The organism is Dyadobacter alkalitolerans DSM 23607 (assembly GCF_000428845.1).
GTDB classification, from domain to species: Bacteria; Bacteroidota; Bacteroidia; order Cytophagales; family Spirosomataceae; genus Dyadobacter; species Dyadobacter alkalitolerans.
The window spans coordinates 281,703-304,238 of sequence record NZ_AUAS01000004.1 but is presented as its reverse complement, the minus strand read 5'-3'; the positions used below and the strand labels follow the sequence as shown (position 1 = coordinate 304,238).

At 45.3% G+C, this 22,536-nt stretch carries 20 protein-coding genes and 1 tRNA gene; 2 read left to right on the top strand and 19 right to left on the bottom strand.

From position 1 onward, the window contains the following. Window positions 1-100 precede the first annotated feature (100 nt). The 12 genes from G395_RS0109835 to G395_RS0109780 form a co-directional block, all read right to left on the bottom strand. Window positions 101-1,774, bottom strand: a complete 1,674-nt coding sequence (locus G395_RS0109835; protein WP_026629886.1) for a hypothetical protein — start codon at window positions 1,772-1,774, stop codon at window positions 101-103. Window positions 1,775-1,805: 31 nt separating this feature from the next. Continuing rightward, on the bottom strand, window positions 1,806-4,070 hold the full coding sequence (locus tag G395_RS0109830; protein ID WP_026629885.1) for a hypothetical protein: 2,265 nt from the start codon (window positions 4,068-4,070) through the stop codon (window positions 1,806-1,808). After that, entirely contained in the window at window positions 4,063-5,187 is a 1,125-nt protein-coding gene (locus tag G395_RS0109825) for a BatA domain-containing protein (RefSeq protein ID WP_026629884.1), read from the bottom strand. The genes G395_RS0109830 and G395_RS0109825 overlap by 8 nt, the downstream gene beginning before the upstream one ends. Continuing rightward, window positions 5,188-6,096, bottom strand: coding sequence for a DUF58 domain-containing protein (locus G395_RS0109820; protein WP_026629883.1), 909 nt, complete (start codon window positions 6,094-6,096; stop codon window positions 5,188-5,190). A 64-nt stretch (window positions 6,097-6,160) separates the two neighbouring features. Next, a complete protein-coding gene (locus G395_RS0109815; protein WP_026629882.1) occupies window positions 6,161-7,147 on the bottom strand; it encodes an AAA family ATPase in 987 nt (328 codons plus the stop codon). A gap of 77 nt (window positions 7,148-7,224) precedes the next feature. Beyond that, window positions 7,225-7,842, bottom strand: a complete 618-nt coding sequence (locus G395_RS0109810) for a DUF4159 domain-containing protein (RefSeq protein WP_026629881.1) — start codon at window positions 7,840-7,842, stop codon at window positions 7,225-7,227. Then, on the bottom strand, window positions 7,839-9,176 hold the full coding sequence (locus tag G395_RS0109805; protein ID WP_026629880.1) for a TldD/PmbA family protein: 1,338 nt from the start codon (window positions 9,174-9,176) through the stop codon (window positions 7,839-7,841). Before G395_RS0109805 ends, G395_RS0109810 begins: the two co-directional genes overlap by 4 nt. A 6-nt stretch (window positions 9,177-9,182) precedes the next feature. Beyond that, window positions 9,183-10,820, bottom strand: coding sequence for a TldD/PmbA family protein (locus G395_RS0109800; protein WP_026629879.1), 1,638 nt, complete (start codon window positions 10,818-10,820; stop codon window positions 9,183-9,185). A gap of 134 nt (window positions 10,821-10,954) precedes the next feature. Beyond that, complete coding sequence (locus G395_RS0109795) at window positions 10,955-12,271, bottom strand: TldD/PmbA family protein (RefSeq protein WP_026629878.1); 1,317 nt, start codon at window positions 12,269-12,271, stop codon at window positions 10,955-10,957. A gap of 42 nt (window positions 12,272-12,313) precedes the next feature. After that, window positions 12,314-13,957: a TldD/PmbA family protein gene (locus tag G395_RS0109790; RefSeq protein ID WP_026629877.1), complete on the bottom strand. Its 1,644-nt coding sequence runs from the start codon at window positions 13,955-13,957 to the stop codon at window positions 12,314-12,316. 240 nt (window positions 13,958-14,197) lie between these two features. Next, a complete protein-coding gene (locus G395_RS0109785; protein ID WP_026629876.1) occupies window positions 14,198-14,551 on the bottom strand; it encodes a response regulator in 354 nt (117 codons plus the stop codon). A gap of 120 nt (window positions 14,552-14,671) precedes the next feature. After that, window positions 14,672-15,040 (bottom strand): hypothetical protein, encoded by a 369-nt coding sequence (locus tag G395_RS0109780; protein WP_026629875.1) that lies wholly within the window; start codon window positions 15,038-15,040, stop codon window positions 14,672-14,674. Window positions 15,041-15,282: 242 nt separating this feature from the next. Here G395_RS0109780 and G395_RS0109775 point away from each other — a divergent pair, with 242 nt between their 5' ends. After that, window positions 15,283-16,086 (top strand): hypothetical protein, encoded by an 804-nt coding sequence (locus G395_RS0109775; RefSeq protein WP_157486637.1) that lies wholly within the window; start codon window positions 15,283-15,285, stop codon window positions 16,084-16,086. 16 nt (window positions 16,087-16,102) lie between these two features. On the opposite strand, the gene G395_RS29105 is transcribed toward G395_RS0109775, so the two are convergent. The 5 genes from G395_RS29105 to G395_RS0109750 all read right to left on the bottom strand — a co-directional run bounded on the left by G395_RS29105 (window position 16,103) and on the right by G395_RS0109750 (window position 20,875). Continuing rightward, window positions 16,103-19,237, bottom strand: a complete 3,135-nt coding sequence (locus G395_RS29105; RefSeq protein WP_229204119.1) for a glycoside hydrolase family 9 protein — start codon at window positions 19,235-19,237, stop codon at window positions 16,103-16,105. 190 nt (window positions 19,238-19,427) lie between these two features. After that, window positions 19,428-19,736 carry a DUF6169 family protein gene (locus tag G395_RS33080; RefSeq protein WP_374754379.1) on the bottom strand — a complete coding sequence of 103 codons (309 nt, stop codon included), beginning with the start codon at window positions 19,734-19,736 and terminating at the stop codon, window positions 19,428-19,430. Between the two features lie 211 nt (window positions 19,737-19,947). After that, window positions 19,948-20,124: a hypothetical protein gene (locus G395_RS32035; protein ID WP_157486635.1), complete on the bottom strand. Its 177-nt coding sequence runs from the start codon at window positions 20,122-20,124 to the stop codon at window positions 19,948-19,950. A 153-nt stretch (window positions 20,125-20,277) separates the two neighbouring features. After that, the gene (locus tag G395_RS0109755; RefSeq protein ID WP_026629872.1) at window positions 20,278-20,556 is read right to left on the bottom strand and encodes a hypothetical protein; all 279 of its coding nucleotides are present in this window, start codon (window positions 20,554-20,556) and stop codon (window positions 20,278-20,280) included. Window positions 20,557-20,680: 124 nt separating this feature from the next. Further along, window positions 20,681-20,875: a hypothetical protein gene (locus tag G395_RS0109750; RefSeq protein ID WP_229204117.1), complete on the bottom strand. Its 195-nt coding sequence runs from the start codon at window positions 20,873-20,875 to the stop codon at window positions 20,681-20,683. Between the two features lie 159 nt (window positions 20,876-21,034). Here G395_RS0109750 and G395_RS0109745 point away from each other — a divergent pair, with 159 nt between their 5' ends. Next, the gene (locus tag G395_RS0109745) at window positions 21,035-21,457 is read left to right on the top strand and encodes a hypothetical protein (protein ID WP_026629870.1); all 423 of its coding nucleotides are present in this window, start codon (window positions 21,035-21,037) and stop codon (window positions 21,455-21,457) included. Between the two features lie 279 nt (window positions 21,458-21,736). Here G395_RS0109745 and G395_RS0109740 read toward each other — a convergent pair whose 3' ends face one another. Together G395_RS0109740 and G395_RS0109735 are read right to left on the bottom strand one after the other, a co-directional pair. Further along, complete coding sequence (locus G395_RS0109740) at window positions 21,737-22,162, bottom strand: hypothetical protein (RefSeq protein ID WP_026629869.1); 426 nt, start codon at window positions 22,160-22,162, stop codon at window positions 21,737-21,739. Window positions 22,163-22,302: 140 nt separating this feature from the next. Next, window positions 22,303-22,376 (bottom strand) — tRNA-Arg (locus G395_RS0109735). Window positions 22,377-22,536: the final 160 nt, after the last annotated feature.

Genomic DNA, 22,536 nt, shown 5'->3' with positions numbered 1-22,536 from the left:
GTTGCAACGCTCAGAATTGGGTCGATTGCAACTCTATCGCGGTTCAGGACAGTCTTTTTAATTTTTATTCTAAAAAGGCGCGGAGGAAATGGAGAAGCAGCTATAACTTACGCTCGATCCAAACACCTAGCAGGCAGACAATAAGCAGCGCGAACCACATCCAGTCCGAAAGTTTCTGCTTAACTTCATTTGGTGTTTGTTTGGAAATGCCTGATTCAGTTTCCAGTCTTGCTTGCAGTCTGTTATAGGATTTGATAAAATCCGTTAGCTTGGCTGTGTTATATATTTCTTCCATATTGGCCTGGTTTTCTACAAACAATTCAATGCCTAACGAATCGTTTGAGCCGATCCAGCCAGTTTCGGTGGGCTTAAAATCCGCGTTGGCTGATTGTGGATTGATAACAGAACGGTTCAGAAACAAGGAGTCAGACCCGATCTCGAAAGATTTTAATGCATTAGGAAATCCATTTGATGTAACACTGGCATTAATGCCTTCGAAAAGAGGCGCTTGAATGTCAATATTGCCTCCTGTTGCCGGTAAAACAGGCGCCAACACTGCATCCCAGATGCGTTGATATGCGGCACCATCCCCTGCAAGTTGAAGCGGGTAAGTTTCGTTCAACAAGCTCACGGCCACCCTACCCCGCATTTTTTCGACTGCTACGGGCAATGTTTTGGAAACAAAATAACGATTGCCAGGCACAAACCGGAAAGGCAGTGCTGTAAGACCTGAATGTACCGGAACTGTTTCCTCAGCCGATATCCGCTTAATATTCAGCCGGGTTCCCAGGGCAGCATTTACGGCTGTAATTTCTTCATCTGGCTTGGTAACATTGATAAACAAAACACTTTTACCAAGTGATAAAATCTTCTTTACCAACCCATTACCAGCATTCCCAGCGTCGGTAATAATAACATCCGGATCTTTCGCTTTATTAATCGTCTGCTGACTTTTGATGTTCTTGGACAATGTTGTTGCATAGATTACCGAATGTCCCGACTTGCCCAGCCAGTTTGCCAATGCACGGCTTTCAAAATCGGGGCTGTCCAGAATGAACTGAAATGCGAGTTTCTGCGATGGTCGCGCGTAAAAACGGATGGTGTCGCGAATCTTATCGTCCATAGCAAGCGCAACAAGCGTCCTCCCTTCGGAAAACACTGGAAATTGCAACCGAACCTGGTTAAAACCTGTATGCAATGCAATGCTATCGAGCGTTTGTTCTCCATATTCCAGTTTCAAAATCTGCGGCTGGGATGAGTACATATTGCCGCGCACAATTTGCATTTCGCCCTTCCGTAAAATTCCCTTCCAATTTAATCTCTGCCATTTATCTTCCGGAAAATAGGGAATCCATTGGATCATCTTGGGGGCTGCTTGCGCGCGGAGGATCATCTTAAACAGTTCGGGCTGAAAATCCTGCCCTGCCAGAATCAATGTATCGAAACTCGCATCTTCGAAATCACTGGTAATTGCTTGTTTCACATTGCCGATACTGTCTCTCAATGCATTGGCTTTATTTACAGGAACATCTTTGCCGACAAAATAACCAGTGACTGTTGTGGCTTCCCTCAGCAAATAAGGCTGGATAATAAAAGCTACGACTGTAAGCCATAATAGCACATTCAAACCTAGGCTGATCCAAAGCCGAGGGGTGAGATGACTGTCCTTATTGCTGCGCAAGATCAACCATAATTGCAAAGGCAGCAGCGCAAGGGCCAGTGTGAGAATGATGAGATTAGCGGGATCTGACCAGTTAAAATCGAATTGAATCATGCGTATCTATTGAGCGAAAAAGCCCTTTCCCTTATTGTTGCAGCTTCCGCCAAAACGCCTCTTCCAGCTTTTTTTCGCTGGAATAATTGCTTCGGCTTTGCTCAGAATGGTTGGTGTATTTGTACAAACTGGTTTTCAGGCGCTGTTTTTCATTTAACGACAACTTCGTCCCACTAACGAGTTTTTGAAGTGAACCGATCATCTCCCAGTTGCCTAATCCCCCATTGAACGGCCCGCTTTTCATCAACCGGTCCGATAAGGCAGTTCCAGACAGTCGCAACTTGGCCTGTTTCGCGCTACTAAGCTGCTCATCATCCAGGAAAGCTGAAACTTCTGAGGCCAGCTGTGCCGTGGTTTTATTTTTATAAAACTTTTCAGCGTTTAAATCGGTGCTGATCTGATTCAGTTCACCGCTCAAACGCTTCTCTTTTTCCTTGATCGGCGGCGGATCATAACCACTTTTTTTGACATACGTCCGGGCCTTTTGTTGAGCAGTTTTTAAGAATTCAAGGGCCTTATGCTCAAACGGAAGCGCTTTTTCCGGCTCATACAAGCGCAAATGAAGCTCCGATTGCCACATTTGCTCCAAAGCCATTTTCAGCAAACTCCGCGTCGATTGTTCATAAAACGTGTTCGTCTCCGCATCGTCATGCGCATGAACATATTGCTCCATTAATGCCGCCAGCGGATCCTTTTCTCCTCCATCCCCATGCGCTTTTTCATGCGTGTGCCCGTCATGGTCGTGCTGATGTTCCGGCTCCGCAGCGCGGCTGTCCGCAGCCCGGCTGTCCGCAGCCCGGCTGTCCGAAGCCCGGCTGTCCGAAGCTTCTCCCTCACCATCCGACTTGTGCGTAAAAGCATCCAGCATATTGCCTGCATCGGCTTCGGGCGGTGCACCGCCGCCGCCAATGCTGGTTTCAAATTCCTCTCCCAAATACTGCCCGTAACGCAGCCTCAGCACTTTTTGATCGAAACCAATCTCATTGGAAACAGAAGCAAATTCCTTCGAAGGGAGCTTTTTACGTTTGGCAATTAACTTTTCGGTGTCAATGATGATCTGTCGCTGGCTTCTGAAATATTCAGGCATAATGTTCACAGCCATTGTTGCCAGCTCTGCTTCCTCGACCTGGGAAGTGTCTTTGTAAACCAGGAAGTAAGTGTCTGATTTACTGAAATTTGCTTGGGGAGATTTGTTGTCAACCGCTGCCCAATAGTAGTAAAGTTCGTCCCCCGGAGTGAAGTTTAGCTCATTGAGGTCGATCACCTTCTGTAAATTAGCTTCTTTAAAATCTGTCGGAGCTAATGGGAATTTTACCTCCCTGAACTTCACATTCTCCCCGGAGCCGCGTGCGAGCGTGGCTACTATAAATGCCTGACTGACACGGAAATCATCCGAAATTTTTGCCGTAACCTTAATCGTTTTAGCGTCTTTCAGGAAATGATACTTATACAATTCTTTTGATGCAGGCTCTATTTTCGGCGCAAGATCGGGCAAAGCTTCGAGCCGGTAAAAATCAGATTGGTAGATGAGTGAATCTTTCCAATAACCCTTAATGGCATACAGACCGGATCCTGTAATCTTGTCTGAATGTGTAAAAAGGCTATTCTGCCTTTGAAAAGAAACCTCCTCACCCTGACTGTTAGCAAGACGAAGGACTAGGTTTTCTGAATGGGTGAATTTCACTTTCCATGTTAACGCCGAGCCGGTTACAGCACTCACATTCAAATTACTGGATTGCTGCTTAGGCAACTTTGTATAGACGGGTGGCGCAATGTTGATGGTGGCAGATTCGTATCTGGGTGCAAGAGTAACATTCGCTTTTTGCGGCTCCTGTTGCGTTATGTGCTCTTGACCTGTTTTATTTTCATTAAATGAAATGGATGGATAAATGAAATAAAACGCCAGTGCAGACAGGAATAGGGCGAAATACGCGGTCAGGCCGTCATAGAGTTTGGCGATAGGAAAATCAAAATTGCGGTTCGCGATGCGCTCTAATTGCAATTGCTCTGCAACATTCAATTCGGTTTTTTCCAGGAGGTGCAGGCTGTATTCCGTTTCACCGACATGGTTGTGGATCAGTGAGATAGCCCTTTCTCTGTTGTTTTTATAAATCCCTGTGAAAACAATCCCGGCTCCCAAAGCCGCAAATGCAGCAAATATGCTGAGCATATGCAACGGACCTGCAAAAACGGAAACAAAAAGGTAGGCGGAACCGGCCAGCAGCAAGCAACGCAAAATCGCGCTCGCATACAGCTGGCTCGTCACCAAACCGATCAGTTTCCTTAACTCATGCATTGCGTGCCGTTTTGTGATTGAGTGAAATCCAACGTTCCAGCATGACTACCAGCACAAAAAATAACAATAACCATTGATACAAACCATCCGAATGCTGCCCTTTCAGCGGTTCCACGCTGCCAAATGCTGATTCCAACTGCTTTTGGCTTAAAGGCCTAAGATTTTTATCTAACTGATAATGAGTTATCAACATTTCACCTAGCCACTCGGGCAACTGTCCGTTCTGCACCATTGCAGATGTCGCCAACCGCAGCGAATCACTTACTGCAATGACATTATCAAACACCTGATTATCGATGCTTTTTTGTGGAACAACATACAAGGTTTGCTCATTTCGTAGGGTAATCGGCTTATCCGTAAATATCCAGTCGTATTTGTTTTTTAGCGTGGTTGCCATATCAATGCTGAAAGGAATTTCAAAAACGTCAGTCAATGCTTCCAAACCAGCCTGAACCGTCTCCGCTTCGTCCCGATTTTCATATTCGATCAAAACATTAATGTTATTGTGACCCGCATTCCGGGCGAACCCGATCAAAGGGTTCTCCGATTGCTGTGCTGAATCCTTAACTGCATATAACTTGTAAGATCCCGGAATCAAAATTTTTGGTAACCGGCTTATATTTTGATTATTAAGCAGATATAAGTTCAAATGCGTGTTATCCCCGGCAACGCTATTAATGTTCTGCTGCAAGAATAATAAGCTGCCCTTTGTCTCAGGAATGTTCGTTAGGTCTGCCAGAGGCTTCAAATCAGCGCCAATGAGGACGACCTTTTCTTTCCGTTGCAATGCATTTTCAAGCTCGAAACGGAAGTTATTGGTCACCTTCGGGTCAGCCTGGACCAGATGCACTTGCTCTCTTTGCCGATCCTTGCGTAACCGGTTTAAGATAGGCCCACTCAGCAGCATTGAAAGTAAAATCACTAGTAAACAGCGAATCAACAGCAGGGGAATTTCGTCTATTCTGATGCCTCGGTGCTTTAACGAAGTCTTATCGACAAGCCATTGTGAAGCCGCCCACGCAATCTGTTTGCCTTTTTTTTGATACCAAAAATGGATAATTACCGGTAAAGCAACCGCCAGCATTCCCCAAAGCATATATGGATTCAGAAATCCCATTTATCCTTTCCGTTTGGTTAAATAAGCCTTCAAAACCATTCCTATGGGGTCGCTCATGCGCACGCGCACCAGGGTCACATGCGGGATCTGCAAGGCTTCCTTCAATTGATGCAAATACCGATCAGCCGATTCACGGAATTTTTCCCGAACAGATCCAGCGTCGAGCTCAATCTCCTTACCCGTTTCCAAATCCTTAAAACGATAGAAACCTTCGAGGTTAAAATCCATTTCCTGATCACCAAGGATTTGAAATACAACGATTTCACGATAAGGGCCAGCAAGTGAACGGATCATATCCAGCCACTCATCCTGTGTTTGTAAAAAATCACTTACAAAAATCAGCAGCTCCTTTTTCTTCGATTGAAACTCAGGAAACCTGATTTTCTGACTCGTTTTAGATTCCCTATCCCACATTCCGCCCGCAACAGTTTTCTCTAAACCAACCAAAATTTTCTGGAAAGCCTGCTTACCGGAAGACGATGCGCCAGTCGCGGAAATGGTGTGGATCGAGCTGTCTTTCAATGTGTAAAGCGACATTTGATCATTCTGAATGTAGCAGAGATATGCCAGCGAGGCCAATAAAATCTGCCCATACTGCAACCGGCTCACACCATTTTCAACATAATTCATGGAACCCGAAAGATCCAGCACAAACCGCACCTGCTTATCGCTCTCCGTCGAGGATTCGCGGATCAAATGCTTATCCGTGCGCGCAAACAGCTTCCAATCAATCCGTTTGGGATCATCCCCGGGCTCGTAATGTCGATATTGCTCAAACTCCACCCCGATCCCGGACCGCTTGCTGGCATGGATCCCAAGCATCAGCTCCTCGCTCACCAGCTTGCCGGTCAGTTGGAGATTTTTCAGCTTGATGAGCTGCGAAGCAAGCAGGCCGGTGGTCGCTGCCATATGAATAATGTTATATGTCTCTGGAATTAGAAAAAATGAAACCGGATACGTCAACTGACCAATATCAGCTCTTTACAGCAAGCAGCAATTGATCGATCACCTGATCAGTGGTTATGCCTTCTGCCTCCGCACGAAAATTCATGGCGATCCTGTGCCTTAATACAGGGTAAGCCAATGTCTGAATATCTTCCGGAATCACAGCGAAGCGTTCGTTCAGGACCGAGCGGGCTTTTGCGCAGAGAACGAGCGCCTGCCCGGCCCTGGGCCCCGCTCCCCAATCGCACCATTCCCTTACAAAATCCGATGGGCTTCCCTCGGGCCTTGTTGCCCTAACCAGCTTATTGATCCGCGTAATCAGGTCGTCGCTAATGTGAACTTGCCGGGTCAGCTGTTGTAACGCAACGATTTCAGTGTCGGCCAGGACACGGTTAATGTTAGGCCTCAGCGATCCGGTTGTGCCTTTCAGCACGTCGAGCTCTTCCTGCTCACTAGGATAATTTAATTTGATATACAACAAAAACCGATCAAGCTGCGCCTCAGGTAATGGATAAGTACCTGCTTGCTCGATCGGGTTTTGCGTTGCAATGATCAGGAATGGGTTCGGAAGCTCATAGTTTGTTCCACCGTATGTCACCGATTTTTCCTGCATGGCTTCGAGCAATGCGGCCTGTGTTTTAGGCGGCGTCCGGTTAATTTCATCGGCCAGAACTACATTCGCAAACACAGGGCCGCGGTTGAATTTGAAGAATTTCTTGCCGGTTTCGTGATCTTCTTCCAAAATTTCGGTCCCTACAATGTCTCCGGGCATCAGATCGGGCGTAAATTGGATCCTTTTGAAGCTCATATGCAGCGCTTCGGACATGGTTTTTACCATTAATGTCTTTGCCAAACCGGGAACGCCTTCCAAGAGGCAATGCCCTCCGGCAAGCAGGGAAATCAATATTTCATCAATCGCTTCCTGCTGACCAACAATCACTTTGGCAATTTCCTTTTTCAGAAGCGGCAGCCTGGCAACCAGCTCTTTGTAATGGCTCAACTCCAATTTTTCCAAACCTCAGAATGCAGTTTTATTTGTTAAAAAGTTAAAAGTCGACAAGTGTAATGATCGTGTTAATCATGCTAAACTGGCTATGCATTTAGTGCATATACCACAATATTCACACCAAAACGTGTATTGTCAATTGCCAGAAAACGCTTGTTACGAAAATCATAATCCCATTCGCAGCCGTAATCTTTATTGCTATATAACACACCAATCCGTCCATTGATCGTAATCGCTTTGAGATAATCATGCACAAGATCATCTCCCCAGCCATTCAACTCGAATGAAGTCGTCGGCGGCCCTTCCTCAAATTTGAAAAAACTGGAATAGATGGGATGGTTATTGGAGATCTTTTGCAAGGCTTTCGGACCAAACGTCCGTTCCATTTCCTGCTCAAACGATTTGGCGAAAAGTCCATCAATATCATGATTGCAATCGTCCACAAAAACGAAGCCGCCATTTTGCACATATCGACGGAAATGATCCCTTTCCTGCGTGGAAAACTCAACCAGCTTGTGCCCGCTCAGGTAGCAAAAAGGGCTTTTGAAAATTTCATTGCTATTCAATTGCACCACTTTTTCCTTCTCATCAATCGGAATTGTGGTGTATTCAACCAGCGAATGCAGCAGATTAGACGGCATTCGCTGGTCGGTGTCCCAGTTTCCGGACGTATATTGAATTCGTGTAAAGAAAAAAGGCTTCAAACCGCGTCGGAAAGTGAAGAAAAAGTAAACTCCCTGATTTTCATTGGCGGAACCATATAATTCCTATCCGACTCCGTGCTCACGACCCTTTCTGATCTACCCAATGTTTCGAGGTTGTTCAGCATAATGACCGGACTTTCGTTAAAACGGAAATTTTTGACCGGATGCTTAATGACGCCATTTTCAATGTAAAATGTGCCGTCCCGCGTAAGGCCGGTCAGTAACAATGTTTGCGGGTCCACTTCACGGATATACCAGAGTTTTGTAACCAGAATCCCCTGTTTCGTTGACTTGATCAACTCTTCCATAGTAGCGGTTCCTCCGTCCATAATCACATTACTGGGAGAAGGAACGGCCTTCACATTGTTTTTTTGTGCCCAATAACGCGAGTAGACCATGTTTTTGACAACCCCTTTTTCTATCCAGGCCATTTTGTTCAAAGGCTGCCCATCTCCTGCCCACGGCGATGCGGGCAGATCCGGATGCGTGGGATCGGAGTAAATGTTCACGCGCTCGTCGACTATTTTCTCCCCCAACTTGGTCTTACCGCCTGGCTTGCTCAAAAAAGAGCGGCCTTCGTCAGCGCTTCTTGCATCAAAATTGAAATATATATTCTCCAATAAAACCGCCGCCGCCGTTGGTTCCAGAATGACGGTGTATTTTCCCGGCTCCAATGCTTTCGCATTCATGGAACCCATCGCTTTCTGGATCGCTATGGTCGTTGCAGCAGCCGTATCGAGCTTGTTCACATCACTATAACCTCGCGCAATGTAGCCAGAACCCGTGCCATCCGGCGTGCGAACCGTGAGGGAAAAGTTGACGCTTGTGCTTGGGTAATAAGCAAATAATCCTTTGGAATTCATCATGGCAGAATAGCCTTTCTGGTTGTCCAGGAAGCCCGCTGCTGTCAGGTTTTTCCCTCTTGATAATTCCAGGCTTTTTGCAACCGCATCAGCGCGCTTATCAGCATTGATGCCAGCCGTTGATTCGAAAAAGCCGGATGATTTGAGATAAGTCTGCGGACCTAGAATACTCACATATTCAGGATTTTCGGGCGCCAGCTGAGCGAGCTCCTCAGACCTCCTTACCACTTTTTCCAGCGACTCATCGCTGAATTCATCAATGGTGGCGACACCCACTTTTTTGCCAAAAGCCGATTGTACGGATAAATTCTGGTTGACCAGCGATCCGCTTGTGGACACTTCGTTCCTTGCGTAACGCAGGTTGCCCCGCTCCTCTCCCAGCAGGTTAATTTCGCATTCATCCGCTTTAGAGTAAGCCAGCACTTTCTGCATTAATGCCTTTGCTTCTGATTCAGATAGTATGATAGACATGGCTGGTTATATTTTTCTGGCTGTATTGATCACATTAACACCGTTAAAACGCGTTGTCGAACTTCCGTGCGATACAGCGCTGGATTGCGAAGGCTGGCCTTTGCCGTCGAAGAATGAGCCGCCGAGACGATAGTCCTTTTCATCACAAACCTGCACGCAAGAATTCCAGAACTCCTGTGTATTGGATTGATAAGCCACATCTTTCAGCATCCCGACAATCTTACCATCCTTGATTTCATAAAACAACTGCCCGCCAAACTGGAAATTATAGCGCTGCTGATCGATCGAGAACGAGCCGTCACCAATAATGTAAATGCCTTTTTTAACATCCTTAATCATCTCCTCCACGGATAACGGCGTTTTTCCAGCAACCAGCGAAACATTCGGCATTCTCTGGAATTGTACGGAAGACCAGCTGTCGGCATAGCAGCAGCCATGCGACTCTTTCTCACCGATAATGTGCGCCTGGTCGCGGATTGCCTGATAATTGACTAACACACCATCCTTCACCAGGTCCCATTTCTTTGTATTAACACCTTCATCATCCCAGCCAACAGCTCCCAGTGATCCTTCCTGTAATTTGTCGGCGATCAGGTTCACTTGTTTGCTGCCGTACTGGAAGTTTTTGGATTTCCATTTATCCAATGTTGCAAAAGAAGTCCCTGCAAAATTGGCCTCATAACCGAGCACACGGTCCAGTTCGAGCGGGTGGCCGACGGATTCGTGAATGGTCAGCCAGAGGTGCGACGGATCCAGAATGAGGTCATATTTGCCGGCTTCCACCGATTTTGCTGTCAACTTTTCTTTGGCCTGTTTGGCTGCCGCAGTAGCATCTTCCAGCATGTCGTAACCTTTGTTGTAGCGCGTGGTCACGCCGGTAATTTTGTCGGATGGGTTGGCTTGCAGATAATCGTAACCCATGCCCATTGGTGCACTTAATGCGTTCCTGGTTTCAAATTTTCCACTTTTCGGATCAATGGCCGTAACATTGAAGATCGGCCAGATCCGGTGCACGTCCTGGTCAATGTAGGATCCGTCGGTGGAAGCAAAATATTTTTGTTCATTGACTAAAAAAAGCACTGAATTCACATAATTAGCACCATTCTTCATCGCTGCATCATTTACAGAAAGCAGCAGGTCAACCTTCTCTTTAATAGGCACTTCGAAAGCATTTTTCTTGATCGGCGCTTTCCAGCTCACTTCACCAAAGCCTTTTTGCGGGGCCAGTTGCACGGGCTCTTTCATCAGCTTAGCATTCGCTTTCGCAATTGCCACGGCATCTTCGGCGGCTTTTGCCATTTGAGCCTCATTATTTACATCGACAACAGCGGCAAACCCCCAGCATCCGTTCGCAATCACGCGAACGCCCACGCCGTAGGATTCTGTGTTTACAATGTTCTGCACTTTATCTTCACGGGTTACCACAAACTGATTGAGATATCGTCCGATTCTGACGTCGGCATAGGAAGCGCCTTTGGATTTTGCAGCATTCAGCGCGGCATCAGCCAGTCGTTTTTTGACGGCTACATCTACGCTTTTTTCAAGAAATGCTTCGGGGGAGACATTTCTGCCCATTGCAAAAGCAGGCATCATGAACGCTCCCGTTCCGAGTCCAGCCAATTGTATAAAGTCTCTGCGTTTCAAAATATATGGTTGCTAATAGTGACGAATTGGGTCATTGGGATAAAAGGCGTAATGCATAAGCTAGCGAAAAGCTGCAACAGATTCAATGCACTTTTTATGTAAGGAATTTAAAAATACATGAGTGGTCATGTGCGCTAAACTGCATCCGAGAGACTCGTAAATGTGAAATCGCGGATTTTTAGCGGCGGTACCAGGTTGCCGCCCGCGCGGACGGGCTTGCCAATCGCCTCTATATTATTGAGCATGATAACCGGACTTTCATTAAACCGGAAATTCTTAACCGGGTATTTGATCTGCCCGTTTTCAATGTAGAATGTGCCATCCCGCGTCAGGCCAGTGTAAAGCAATGTTTGTGGGTCCACCGCGCGGATGTACCAAAGCCGAGTTACCAGAATGCCCTTTTCAGTTCCTTTGATAAGATCAGCCAACGATTCATTTCCCCCCTGAAAAATAAATCCGGATGGAGGAGCAATGGCCTTAACACCCTGTTTTTGAGCCCAAAAGCGCGAGTACGACATATTTTTAACCACACCATTCTCTATCCATATCACTTTCTCCTGTGGCCTGCCATCGCCACTGAATGGCGATCCGGGGATTTCCTGATTTTGAGGATCTGAGTAAATATTCACGCGCTCATCGAAAAGCTTTTCACCGAGCCGCGTTCCACCACCTTTTTTACCCAAAAAACTCCTGCCTTCATCCGCATTACGCGCATCCATGCTGCGCATCATGTTATCCAAAAGATCAACGCCGGCTGTCGGTTCCAGGATTACGGTGTACTTGCCGGGTTCCAATGCTTTTGCCGTTGCAGAAGCCATCGCCTTTTGCATCGCAACTTCTGTTGCCGAAGCAGTGCTCAGCTTGGAAGCATCATTGTAATCCCGCGCCGCATAGCCGGAGCCTTTGCCATCGGCCGTTCTAACAGTGATAGAAAAGTCAATGGAGGTAGATCTGTTATAACCAAAAAGCCCCTTATTATTGCCCATTGCATTAAATCCGGCCGCATCTTCCAGATAACCAGCCGCAGTCAGATTCTTCTTAATGCATGGATCAATGCTATCGAAAGCGGCTTTTGCGCGATAATCCGGATTGATTGCTGCCGTGCTTTCTGCAAAAGAATTGGTTTCCAGATATTGCTGGGGCCCAAGCATAGGGACATATTCCGGGTTGTCGGGTGCGAGTTTGGCTATTTCTTCTGCCCGTCTTACCGTCTTTTCCAAAGATGCATCATCAAACTCATTAATGGTTGACGTGCCTGATTTCTTGCCAAAAACAGACGTTACGGACAAGGAAAGGTCAGTCGTTTCTCCGCTTGTGGATACGGAATTGCGTGCGTAGCGAATGTTGCCTGTCCGGTTGCCAAAAAGGCCCACGCTTATTTCATCGGCTTTTGAAAATGCCAATACTTTATCAATTACTTTCTTCGCTTCGTCTCTGGATAAAATAGCCATATTGCTGCTGGTTTAATTTTGAATGGGTGAATCATTCAATCATTATATCTTCCGTCCCGTATTAATCACATTCACCCCGTCAAAACGGGACGTTGAACTTCCGTGTGACACTGCGCTCACTTGTGCAGGTTGCCCTTTTCCATCGAAAAACGACCCGAACGTGCGGTAATCGTCCTTGTCGCAAAGCTGCGTACAGGAATTCCAGAACTCTTGTGTATTAGACTGGTAAGCAACGTCGTCCAGCATGCCTGTGATTGCCCCGTTCTTGATTTCGTAAAACACCTGACCGCCAAACTGGAAGTTATAACGCTGCTGATCAATGGAATATGAACCCCGGCCAATAATATAAATGCCTTTTTCCACGCCTTTGATCATGTCCATTACGCTCCGTTTCTCAGTGCCTGGCTTCAACGAAATGTTCGGCATCCGCTGAAATTGAACAGAATTCCAGTTATCGGCATAGCAGCAGCCGTGCGATTCTTTTTCACCAATGATCTTCACCTGATCGCGAATAGCCTGGTAATTTACCAAAACGCCATCTTTGATAATGTCCCACTCCTTGCACGGCACGCCCTCATCGTCATAACCGACAGCCCCCAGCGTATTCGGCTGCGTTTTGTCCGCCACAATGTTTACGAGCTTGCTGCCATAGGCGAAGTTTTTAGACTCCCATTTATCCAATGTTGCAAAACTTGTCCCTGCATAATTGGCCTCATAACCCAGCACGCGATCCAGCTCGGTGGGGTGCCCAACGGATTCGTGAATCGTCAGTCCAAGATGGTTAGGATCCAGGACCAGATCATACTTGCCGGGAAGCACCGATTTTGCAGTCATTTTTTCCTTCGCCTGCCTGGCCGCATTGATCGCATCTTCCACCATATCATAAGAGTTCCGATAACCGACCAGACCATTCGGGCCGGCGATTTTTTCCGAAGCTAAGCCATCCAGATATTCATAGCCCATGCCCATGGGCGAGCTGATGGCATCGCGGGTTTTGAATTTACCGGCAGCTTTATCGGTGACTGTTACCGTAAATGTAGGCCATATGCGGTGCACGTCCTGATCGATAAATGAGCCGTCGGACGAAGCAAAATATTTTTGTTCATTCACAAAAAACATATTGGAGGTGACGAAGCCCGCGCCGTTTTTCATCGCCTCACCATTCACATTCATGAGCAGATCGATTTTCTCCTGAATGGGTATTTCAAATGCATTTTTCTTAATCGGCGTCTTCCAGGTTTTGTCGCCAACTCCTTTCTGCTCAGCCAATACGACCGGTTCTTTCTGAAATTTGGAATTCGCTTTGGCAATCTCCACAGCCGTTGCAGCGCATTTGGCAATGCCCTCGGCCGTCACGTCGCTGGTCGCCGAAAAACCCCAGGTTCCGTTCGCTATTACCCGGATCCCAACGCCGTAGGATTCCGTATTCACGATATTCTGAACCTGTTTTTCACGTGTAAATAAATATTGCTGTAAGTAGCGCCCGATCCGGACGTCGGTATAGGTTGCGCCGTTGCTTTTGGCCGCATTAAGGGCGATTTCTGCAAATTTTTTCTTGGCAGCGACATCAATCCATGGTTCGAGCAGATGCGCGGCGCTCACAGGATTTCCCACGACAGGCACGGACGAAAGCATTAAAGCTCCTGCGCCCATTCCTGTCATTTGCATAAAATCTCGTCTTTTCATCGAATATTTCAGGAAATAAAAATGGAAGATTACCGGGTTATGAAATGACCGAATACAGTCTAATTGGACTGAATCAGCGATTTCATGAGGAATGTTGATATTGAAAACACAATGTAAAAAATATTTCCAACAAATATTGCTGTGGCAATTTTTTTAGCGTTTCAATAACCGGCACCCCGTTAAATAAAATGAGCGTGCCCCTTGTCGGAACACGCTCATTCATTGCATTTTTAAGAAGTTTTACATCATATCAGTAATGAACAGGCGTCTTAAATCCTGTTCGTCCCACGGTTTCGTAACAAAATTGTGGAGATAACCTTTCACTTTCGCGTGCTTGAATTCAGCATTGTAAGCCTGCCCTGTGAGCAAGACGCGGACACTTTCAGGATATTGTTTTGACGCCATTTTCAAAAACTCCAGACCTGTCATATCAGGCATCTGGTGATCGACGAAAATGACATCGATTTGTTCTTCTTCTAAGACTTTGAGGCCCATATCCAGGGTTTCGGCGAGGTAAATTGTCGCGTCTCTCCGGAAGGAAGCTTTAAACGAGTTGAGATTATTGATCTCATGATCAATGTAAAGTATGCTCATAATATTCTGATAGTGGGTTACGGTTGTCGCTAAAATACAACTTTTTACTTTTCTCGAATAGTTTTAAAAACAATACTTTACACTCCTGCTATTTACCTCCACAAAAGTCCCCAAAAAATACTACCAGCCACTCACTGCAAGGTTATTGTCTGACTCATAGTACTCCTGCCAAACATCTACCAAGTTCGGATCGCCCTGCCATGCCGAGCCGTCAAAATTAGTGATCAGATTATTATCTAAATCCTGTTTGAAGATGACGTGATGAATGTTCCCATCCTTCGTACGCATGAATGCCTTCACAGCATACTTCCTGACATAGGTTGTCTGCCATTTACGCGGGTTAGGGATCGGATCCGCCACGTCGCCGGCTCCGTAAAAACGCCTGTAAAAATCGGCTATCGCCGCCTCCTGGTTATATTCAAACGATTGATCAGCCTGGAAAAAATTAGACTTAAAAAAGTCTCTTAACTGCTCTGGGGTTGGTTTCATTGCTAAGTCTCATAAAGCATGCGCTGGACATTCGGCTGTCCATCTTGTAAGATACGATTAATATCTGCCAAAAGCTAAAAAACAGGGGAAACAGGACAATTGATTTGAGATTGTCGCCAACCGCATGATAACAGGCAGTTGCCGCCTGATAAATGGCCCCGGCTGTTCGTCCTCGTTGGTAATAACCTAACAACTGTTTTCACCTTATTGCAACATCTATTTACAGAAAAAGTAAAGCTATTATGACAAAACAACTATTCCCTTGCAGCCTCTCGGCGAGACTGATCCTGCTCCTATCCATCGCTATTTTCTCTTGTGAAAAAAGTGAGAAAATGCCCGATCCTACCATGACTAAAAACGTAAAAACGGATGCGAATGCATTCGTTGTGGGGCAGCTTCTTTTACAAACCACAATGCCTGGCTATGACATAACGGACATTCAGTACAACGCGAATAATTCACTCAAAAGTTACCGGACCGAAGGCGGAGCGTATGTCACAACTTTGACCTATGCCCCTGACAAAGTGATCTACACAACCATTTACGGCGGCAAAAAGAGCTCCGACATTGTGTATGATCTTGTAAATCAATACGCAACCAGGAAAGTCGAAACATTTTACACTAGCGGCGGCAACATTACGGATGTGATACAGACCGATTACATTTATCAGGCCGGAAAGGTGGTTAAGGAATATTATCGTGAAAATAATCTACCTGATGGCCACCTGGTGTATTACTATGACGATCAAAATGTTTCTTTCCAGGAGCGCTATGATGCGGATGGCGGGATTGTGAATAAAGTGAGCTACGAATACTATTTGAAACATGCAGATAAGTCTGCTCATTTCAGCCAGTTCAATCTCAAAATGGACGCAAAATTATTTCCTCCGAAGACATTGAACCTCATGGAAAATAAGTATCTGAAAAAACCTGCCAAAAACCCTGTTGCCACGCATTACACATACTTACTGAATGGTTCCGGCTATCCGACTAGCGGCAGTGTCACCGGAGCTGATCCTTATAACTGGACAAGCAACTGGCAGTAATGTTGCCATGGACCAGTCAGCGAACGAGCAATTTTTGCGTGTACAATCGATATCCTTGCTGGTTTTTGATTTGTAAAATATAAATATCTGCTGGAAGATCGAATGTGTCGAAATGCGTGGTTATCCCTGGATTCATATCGAATCGCTTCCTGGGAACCCCACGTTTGTTAACGATTTCACCTTTGAGCAGATCCGTATTTTCTGTCGACTCGGTTTGTATTTCATAAATGTTTTGCTGCTTTTGCAAAACATTTATTTTCATTCCATTGCACACATTCGGGGCATAAAGGATACGCGTAAGTTGATATCGTCCATCAACATCGACTTGTTTGAGCCTGTAATAGTTACGCGGATTAGGGAGGGAGTCTGTGAAACGATATTGCTGAGATATGCTGCTTGATCCCACTGCGCTTACCCGGCCGATATCCTCGAACGTTTTCGCATCGGCACTGCGCTGAATAACGAAATAATCCGCATTGACTTCCTCGCTGGTTGTCCAGTGCAGGTTTACATGACATTGTTCGGCCTGTGCTTCAAAGCTTGCAAATTTAACTGGCAGTTCGTCATTGATGGCGGTGCTGAAAAATGCAAACGGAGCGATTGTGACAGCGATTTCCTGGATCGTGAATTCCGACATTTCAACAGCCTCACGCGCGTCCGTATAGCGACGGAGCACAGGATAAGGGCCTTCTTTTTTGAAACCATAGGGATATCGGTTTGCCGTGTCCTGAATTGCAAAGCTGGACGGCCTGTTCATAACCAGCGAGGCAGCAGGGCCAAATACCGGGATGCCGGGAACTGGCTCCGTGAACTTGTTTTGAACCGTTGACCAATGCAGAGGAAATTTCGGGGCATTTTTGCCAACACCGGTGATCATGCTTTTAGACAATGGATTGTTGCCCAAAGGAATATCTAGCTGAATTTTTGCCAGATCCAGCAGTTCGGGCTTGGACAGCAGATAACTGAACATAATGTAGTCAAACGCATAGCTCTGGGCCATACCAAAAGTTCCGTAGCCGATGTAACCCTTAAAAGGATGATATGCACCGTGATACGCATGAATGTCCATTGTCCTCTGGTTGTAATTGACCAGCACTTCGGTAATCAGCTTGGACTTAAACTCCGCGACAGGAGCTTTACTGACTGGAAATTTGGTTGTAGAATAAGCCCACGCCGCTTTGAAAGTATGGTGTGCCCAGCTCATGGTAGCATGGAACTCGTGAGGGATCTTGGCATAATAATCCAGGAAAGCATTGTTATACATGACTTCGCCCGTCGTCTTATAGAGCTCGGCAGCCGCCCAGGCGCGGTTATCCAGGTCAATAGGATCCGGATAAGGTCCGGCCGAAATGCCGGGAACATTCACAGGAGCTGATGCTTGCGGATGCAGTTGCAAGAAACCCCAGGCTTTTTTTGCCATATCAAGACAATTCTGGGCGTAATTGGGGAAATAGGCTTTCAGATTTCGAGCCGCCATGGCCATCGTTGCTGCAAAAAGTGCTGTGGACTGCGTTGTTTTTTCAGAAACGAAAAGTGTACTGACCTCATCTTCCGGCAATCCGGTCGACCAGGTGGCAGGTGTAACCCGGAAATATACGCCACCATCTGGTGCCTGCATTTGTTTCAGCCAATCGGTTTCATATTTGATCTCATCCAGCAGGTCAGGAATGCGGTTGCCACTTTCGGGAATGTTGTAATAATTGTCCGGAAACTTTTGCGGATACAGCTCAAATGCTGTAAAAAGAATAAATAAAGCACTCGCCGCCGTGGGAACATACCGGCCGTAGTCACCGGCATCCAGCCAGCCTTGTGTCATCGGAATTTTACTGCCAACAGCCGGATCGGACGCACTATGCAGCAAGGACGACGCGTGAGAAGAATGAATTTCCGCCACCGACGCCGGCAAACCGCCGCGAAGCCAGTTTCCTGCCTGCGGCACATCCAGTTTTCCCGATCTCTGGTAATACAAAGCCCTGGCCGTGTGTTTATGTAATTCATCGTACACTTCATCAGCAATGGTGAATGTTTCAGAACGGCCGTAACCTTCTACATACAAATAATATGTGCCTGGAATGGTCACTTCCGAAAAATCCAGGTCGAAAACTAACTCGCCGCTGAATGATGAATCGGCTTTCAAAAACTTACTTATGCCGCTAAAAACAACTTGATTTGCCTCGTTTCGTACCTCAAAACCAGGTGTGTTGACCGAATCAATGGGCATAAACCACGCATCACCTAGATAGTTCCCCAGCTTGCCCAGCTTCGGACTGTCGGGCAAATACCCAACCTGGTTGGCCTTTAAATTTCCATAAATTGCAAAGTCACTGAAAGTGAACGTGGTATCTAGCGAAGCCGCATTACCAGATAAGTCTTTTATTTCGTTGACTGTCAAATGGTATAAGCCAGCATTCATCAGTGGTTTATCAAAAATTAAATACAACTCGTACTCGACAATCGGCGCCCCGGATGAAGGTAATAATCCTTTGACGTAATGGTGACGGCCGATATTAACAGGATGTTGTTGCTGCTGGTAAGCCGGATCCGTCTGGCTTGTCAGACTATAATTGGCCGTCTTATAACACCCGGTCGTATCAAACCGCTCATTAACACTGATCTTTAAAACTCGGCTGGAAACCGGCTGCAACGAGAGCTTGGGCGATTCTAAGTCGACAACCTGAATGTCATCGATAAAGTAGAAAAGCTGGTTTAAGTTGGTGGTTGCAAATTCAAGATATTCAATAGAACTGAGGTCATAACCTTGCTTTTTTAACAATTTCAGCGGAAACCTGACTTCTTTGTAATCACTTGTGATCCCGGCCCCACCCTGTATATACGGGCCAATATCAACCCAATTGCTTTGCGCGAAGTAAGTGGTAAGCCGTATGGAAGTGGTTTGCGAGTTTTGATTTGACTTAATAAAAAACCGAAGTTCATCGAACCCCGAAATATCCGCCCGCCAGGCATTGCTGCAATTAAACCCAATTTTCGGCATATGAAACTTATCCGGCTCCGCCCGGAAACAAGCATCGCCAGCATAAGCATCGGATCCCGCAACCACAGACCCGTAGGCCTTATTACAACTAGCCGAATTTGCTTCACCGTCCCAGAGTGTTTTTGTTTGAGAAAAGCATGGCACAGTAATGACGGCCATGAAAAGAAAGAAAATTTTGCACATAATAGCACTTGAATGATTGACATATGCAAGCGCTAAATCGGTGCCATACGGGCAGATTTTGGGTAGGGAGTTTCCGGGTGGTCGGTTTGGGTGATTGATCGGTAAATAACCCTTCGGAGCAGTTGGGGGAAGGTGGGGGAAGGAAAGAGTGGGAAATGTGAGAAACTCAATAATTCTTAGAAATCAAGTTATCACTCAAGGTTAAAAAGACTTCTTTGATTTGATCGTGAAGAACATGATCATCCCGAAGAATTAGGGACACGTGTCCATAGAATGTCTCAACGCCATGCAAATCTAGGTCATACTTCCTGATTGCAGTAAGCCTGAATCTGACAGATTGTTGATACCAATCGCTAAACAATTTTTGGCGGCATCGTTCTCTTGAATCTTTATTGTCGCAAATGAAAACAATGGCCTTAGACGGATAATTACTGAGGAATTGATTGATGATGGCAAAAATTGTGTTTCGAACCATCGAATCTACTCTGGCTACACGTTTCAAACTACAATTGTCATCCAAAATAAAAGCTTTGGTTCCCCTCTCGTTCAGAGAAAAGCCAAAGCTTACTATATGTTCATTTGTATTTAAGGAATTCTCAAAATAATTTGTCGCTGTAAAAAACGCTGAATACTGCTTTCCGGAACTAGTCGTAAAATTGTAAGACAGTCTGGCTTCGAAGAATCTATCATGGTTTGATAAATTTAATTCCTCTGGCATTCAGTTCCTCGATTGAAATATCCCCCTGAAAATAACCGTGAATTGCCCGCTTGTCATCCAGCATTCTAAGAATAGCAGGTTGCTTAGCATCCCTTTCGACTTCTGACACAACTTTTGCATCCGATGTTTTTGTTGTTTGTATCATTGTAAGTTGAGTTTCGTTTCTTAAAGATATTAAATGTTACGCGCCTGCCCTAGCAGCAATGCAGACCGTTACCCTTCGGTTGAAATGAGCAAGCGATCGGCTAAATATATTGTATACAAGGTTTCTCAACCCTAAAAATCCAAAATCCAAATCTCAATTACGCGCCTGCAAAACGCCAATACATTTATCAAATCGCTGCAACTGCATTAAAAAGCTTGATATTCTTAAACCTTCCGCGTTAGAAAAGCTGTTTTTCATCAGGTCATTCAGAAAACAAACCGGCTCGCAGGCATCACCTTCATCGAAGAAATTCCGGATACAGACAACGAGCTGTTCCATTTGCACATCAAGCATCTCTTCTCTTAACGAACCCATTTTACGGTTTGTTAATGTTGGATCGTAGTTTGTTTTTGATTCTTGGTTCGTTGTCATACATTTACAATGTTTAATTGTTTAAGGTTAAACTTCCCGGTTGTCAAAATTTCGAAGTGGCGATAACCGGGTTTTTTAATATTGTGTTGGTTTGGAAAACTCAAACTTTATTTGACATGAAAAATTATTCGGGAGTGAATGTTACCAAAGTTTTTACATCCACTTTTCCGAACTCGGAAAGGATTTGTTTCATGCGTTTCTCAGATATTCCTAAACTATAGGTATAGTCTCTCCAAGCATTTTTTAAATGTCCAGTCTTTCTATTTGCTGGCAATGTTGGATAAATTTCAGTAATCCACCATTTGAAAGCCTCCTCCATAGAGCTAAAATGTTTCATTGACCAAAGATGGAGAAAAGTTTGGATAACTCAAACTGGTAAAAGGTATTTTTTGTTTCTTGAAAAAGAAGGACAGTTCTTATTATGAGTTTTCATTTAGAATCATGTAATTCATTTTCATAATTGGTTAATTACATATCTATGATGAGAATTCTAGCTTTTCTAGTGCTCCTGACAATAAGCAAGTTGAGCGCACAAGATCCACCTAAAAACGCGAAAGTTATCATTGTCTCTACTGACACGACTCAGCTCACGGATGTCTATAGAGCGTTGGCACGACACCTCATAGATCAAGGATACGCCTTAGCTAAAACAGATAAAGAACTTGGGCTTATAAACACGGAGCGTAAGGCAGTAAAGGGATCAATCGAACTAAGAATATTGACTTCAATACGCAGAAAAGAAGTTCACTTCACAGGCAAGCATTTTTTATCGCGTTTCGACAAATCAGAATCCGATATAGTTAATTTTGGAATGAGAGGCTCACTGAACAAGATTACTTTCAATGAACTTGACAAGGTTGCAAAGTCGCTGCCTAACGTTTCAGTACGCTATGAGCAGTAAATTGACTCTTAAGTATTATAATCAGTCTAAGTGGCAAGCTGTTTGTCAATTTGTCTCAATCCAATCATAAAGATCCTCCAACGATTTCCCCATTGTGGCAAGATTGGTTTTCAAATGAAGTGTGGGAATATCTTTATACGCAGGTCTATGGGTGATGGTTCGAAGACATCTTGGGCATTTCCAATGTTAATGAGATGCTTTTATACGTAAATAATGGCATCCGTGCGCTTCGAGGAAACGTATCCAGTCTTTAAGCTTAACAGGCCGATTATTTCCCAACTATGCAGCTTGTAAGATGGAGGTTTTTACTTGCTCAGGAAAATCGAAATTTTGTAATATTTCTTTTTCGTCAAAGTGGAGCCAGGCAAGCGGCTGGTTCGACGATGGCTGTGGATTCCATCCCATCTTGGACAGTTCATCTTTCCGCTCGGACTCGCTGACACCGAACAGATCCTCAAAAAGCGTCTCTAAATTTTCCTTTAACGCGTTTACGGAATCCTCCTCATCAATGCCATAACCGGAAACATTCAGGGACGGTATGATACTTAATGTATGGTCGCCTTGCTGGCCCGTGTAGACAATAAGAATGCCTTCGATTTCGTCTTCGGCCAACATGAGAATCTCTGACTGAATTTTTTCAGCTTCATCCCAGTGGCTAACTTCTCGCAGTTCAAAGGTCGTCATGTCCGACAGTTTTGTTTTCATGAGTTTGCTGGGAGATGTTTGATGTTATTTCACAAAGAAATACCCAGGCCTCAACTAGACACAATTTACAAATTTTCCGGTCAGTATGAATTATTTGTCGGCGCATAAAAAAAGCACCTAACAAATGTTAAGTGCTTGCGTGATCCGGATGTGATTCGAACACATGACCTACTGCTTAGAAGGCAGTTGCTCTATCCAGCTGAGCTACCGGACCAAAATTCTAACTTACTTTTTCAAAGAAAAAGGCAGTAAACAGTATCTGCATACGGCTTACTGCCTTTTTTTCGATGTCGGGGAGACAGGATTCGAACGCCAGCGGGCGCCGCCTGCGACACTCTGGTCTCAAACCAGATGCGCTACCTATCATTCCTTAT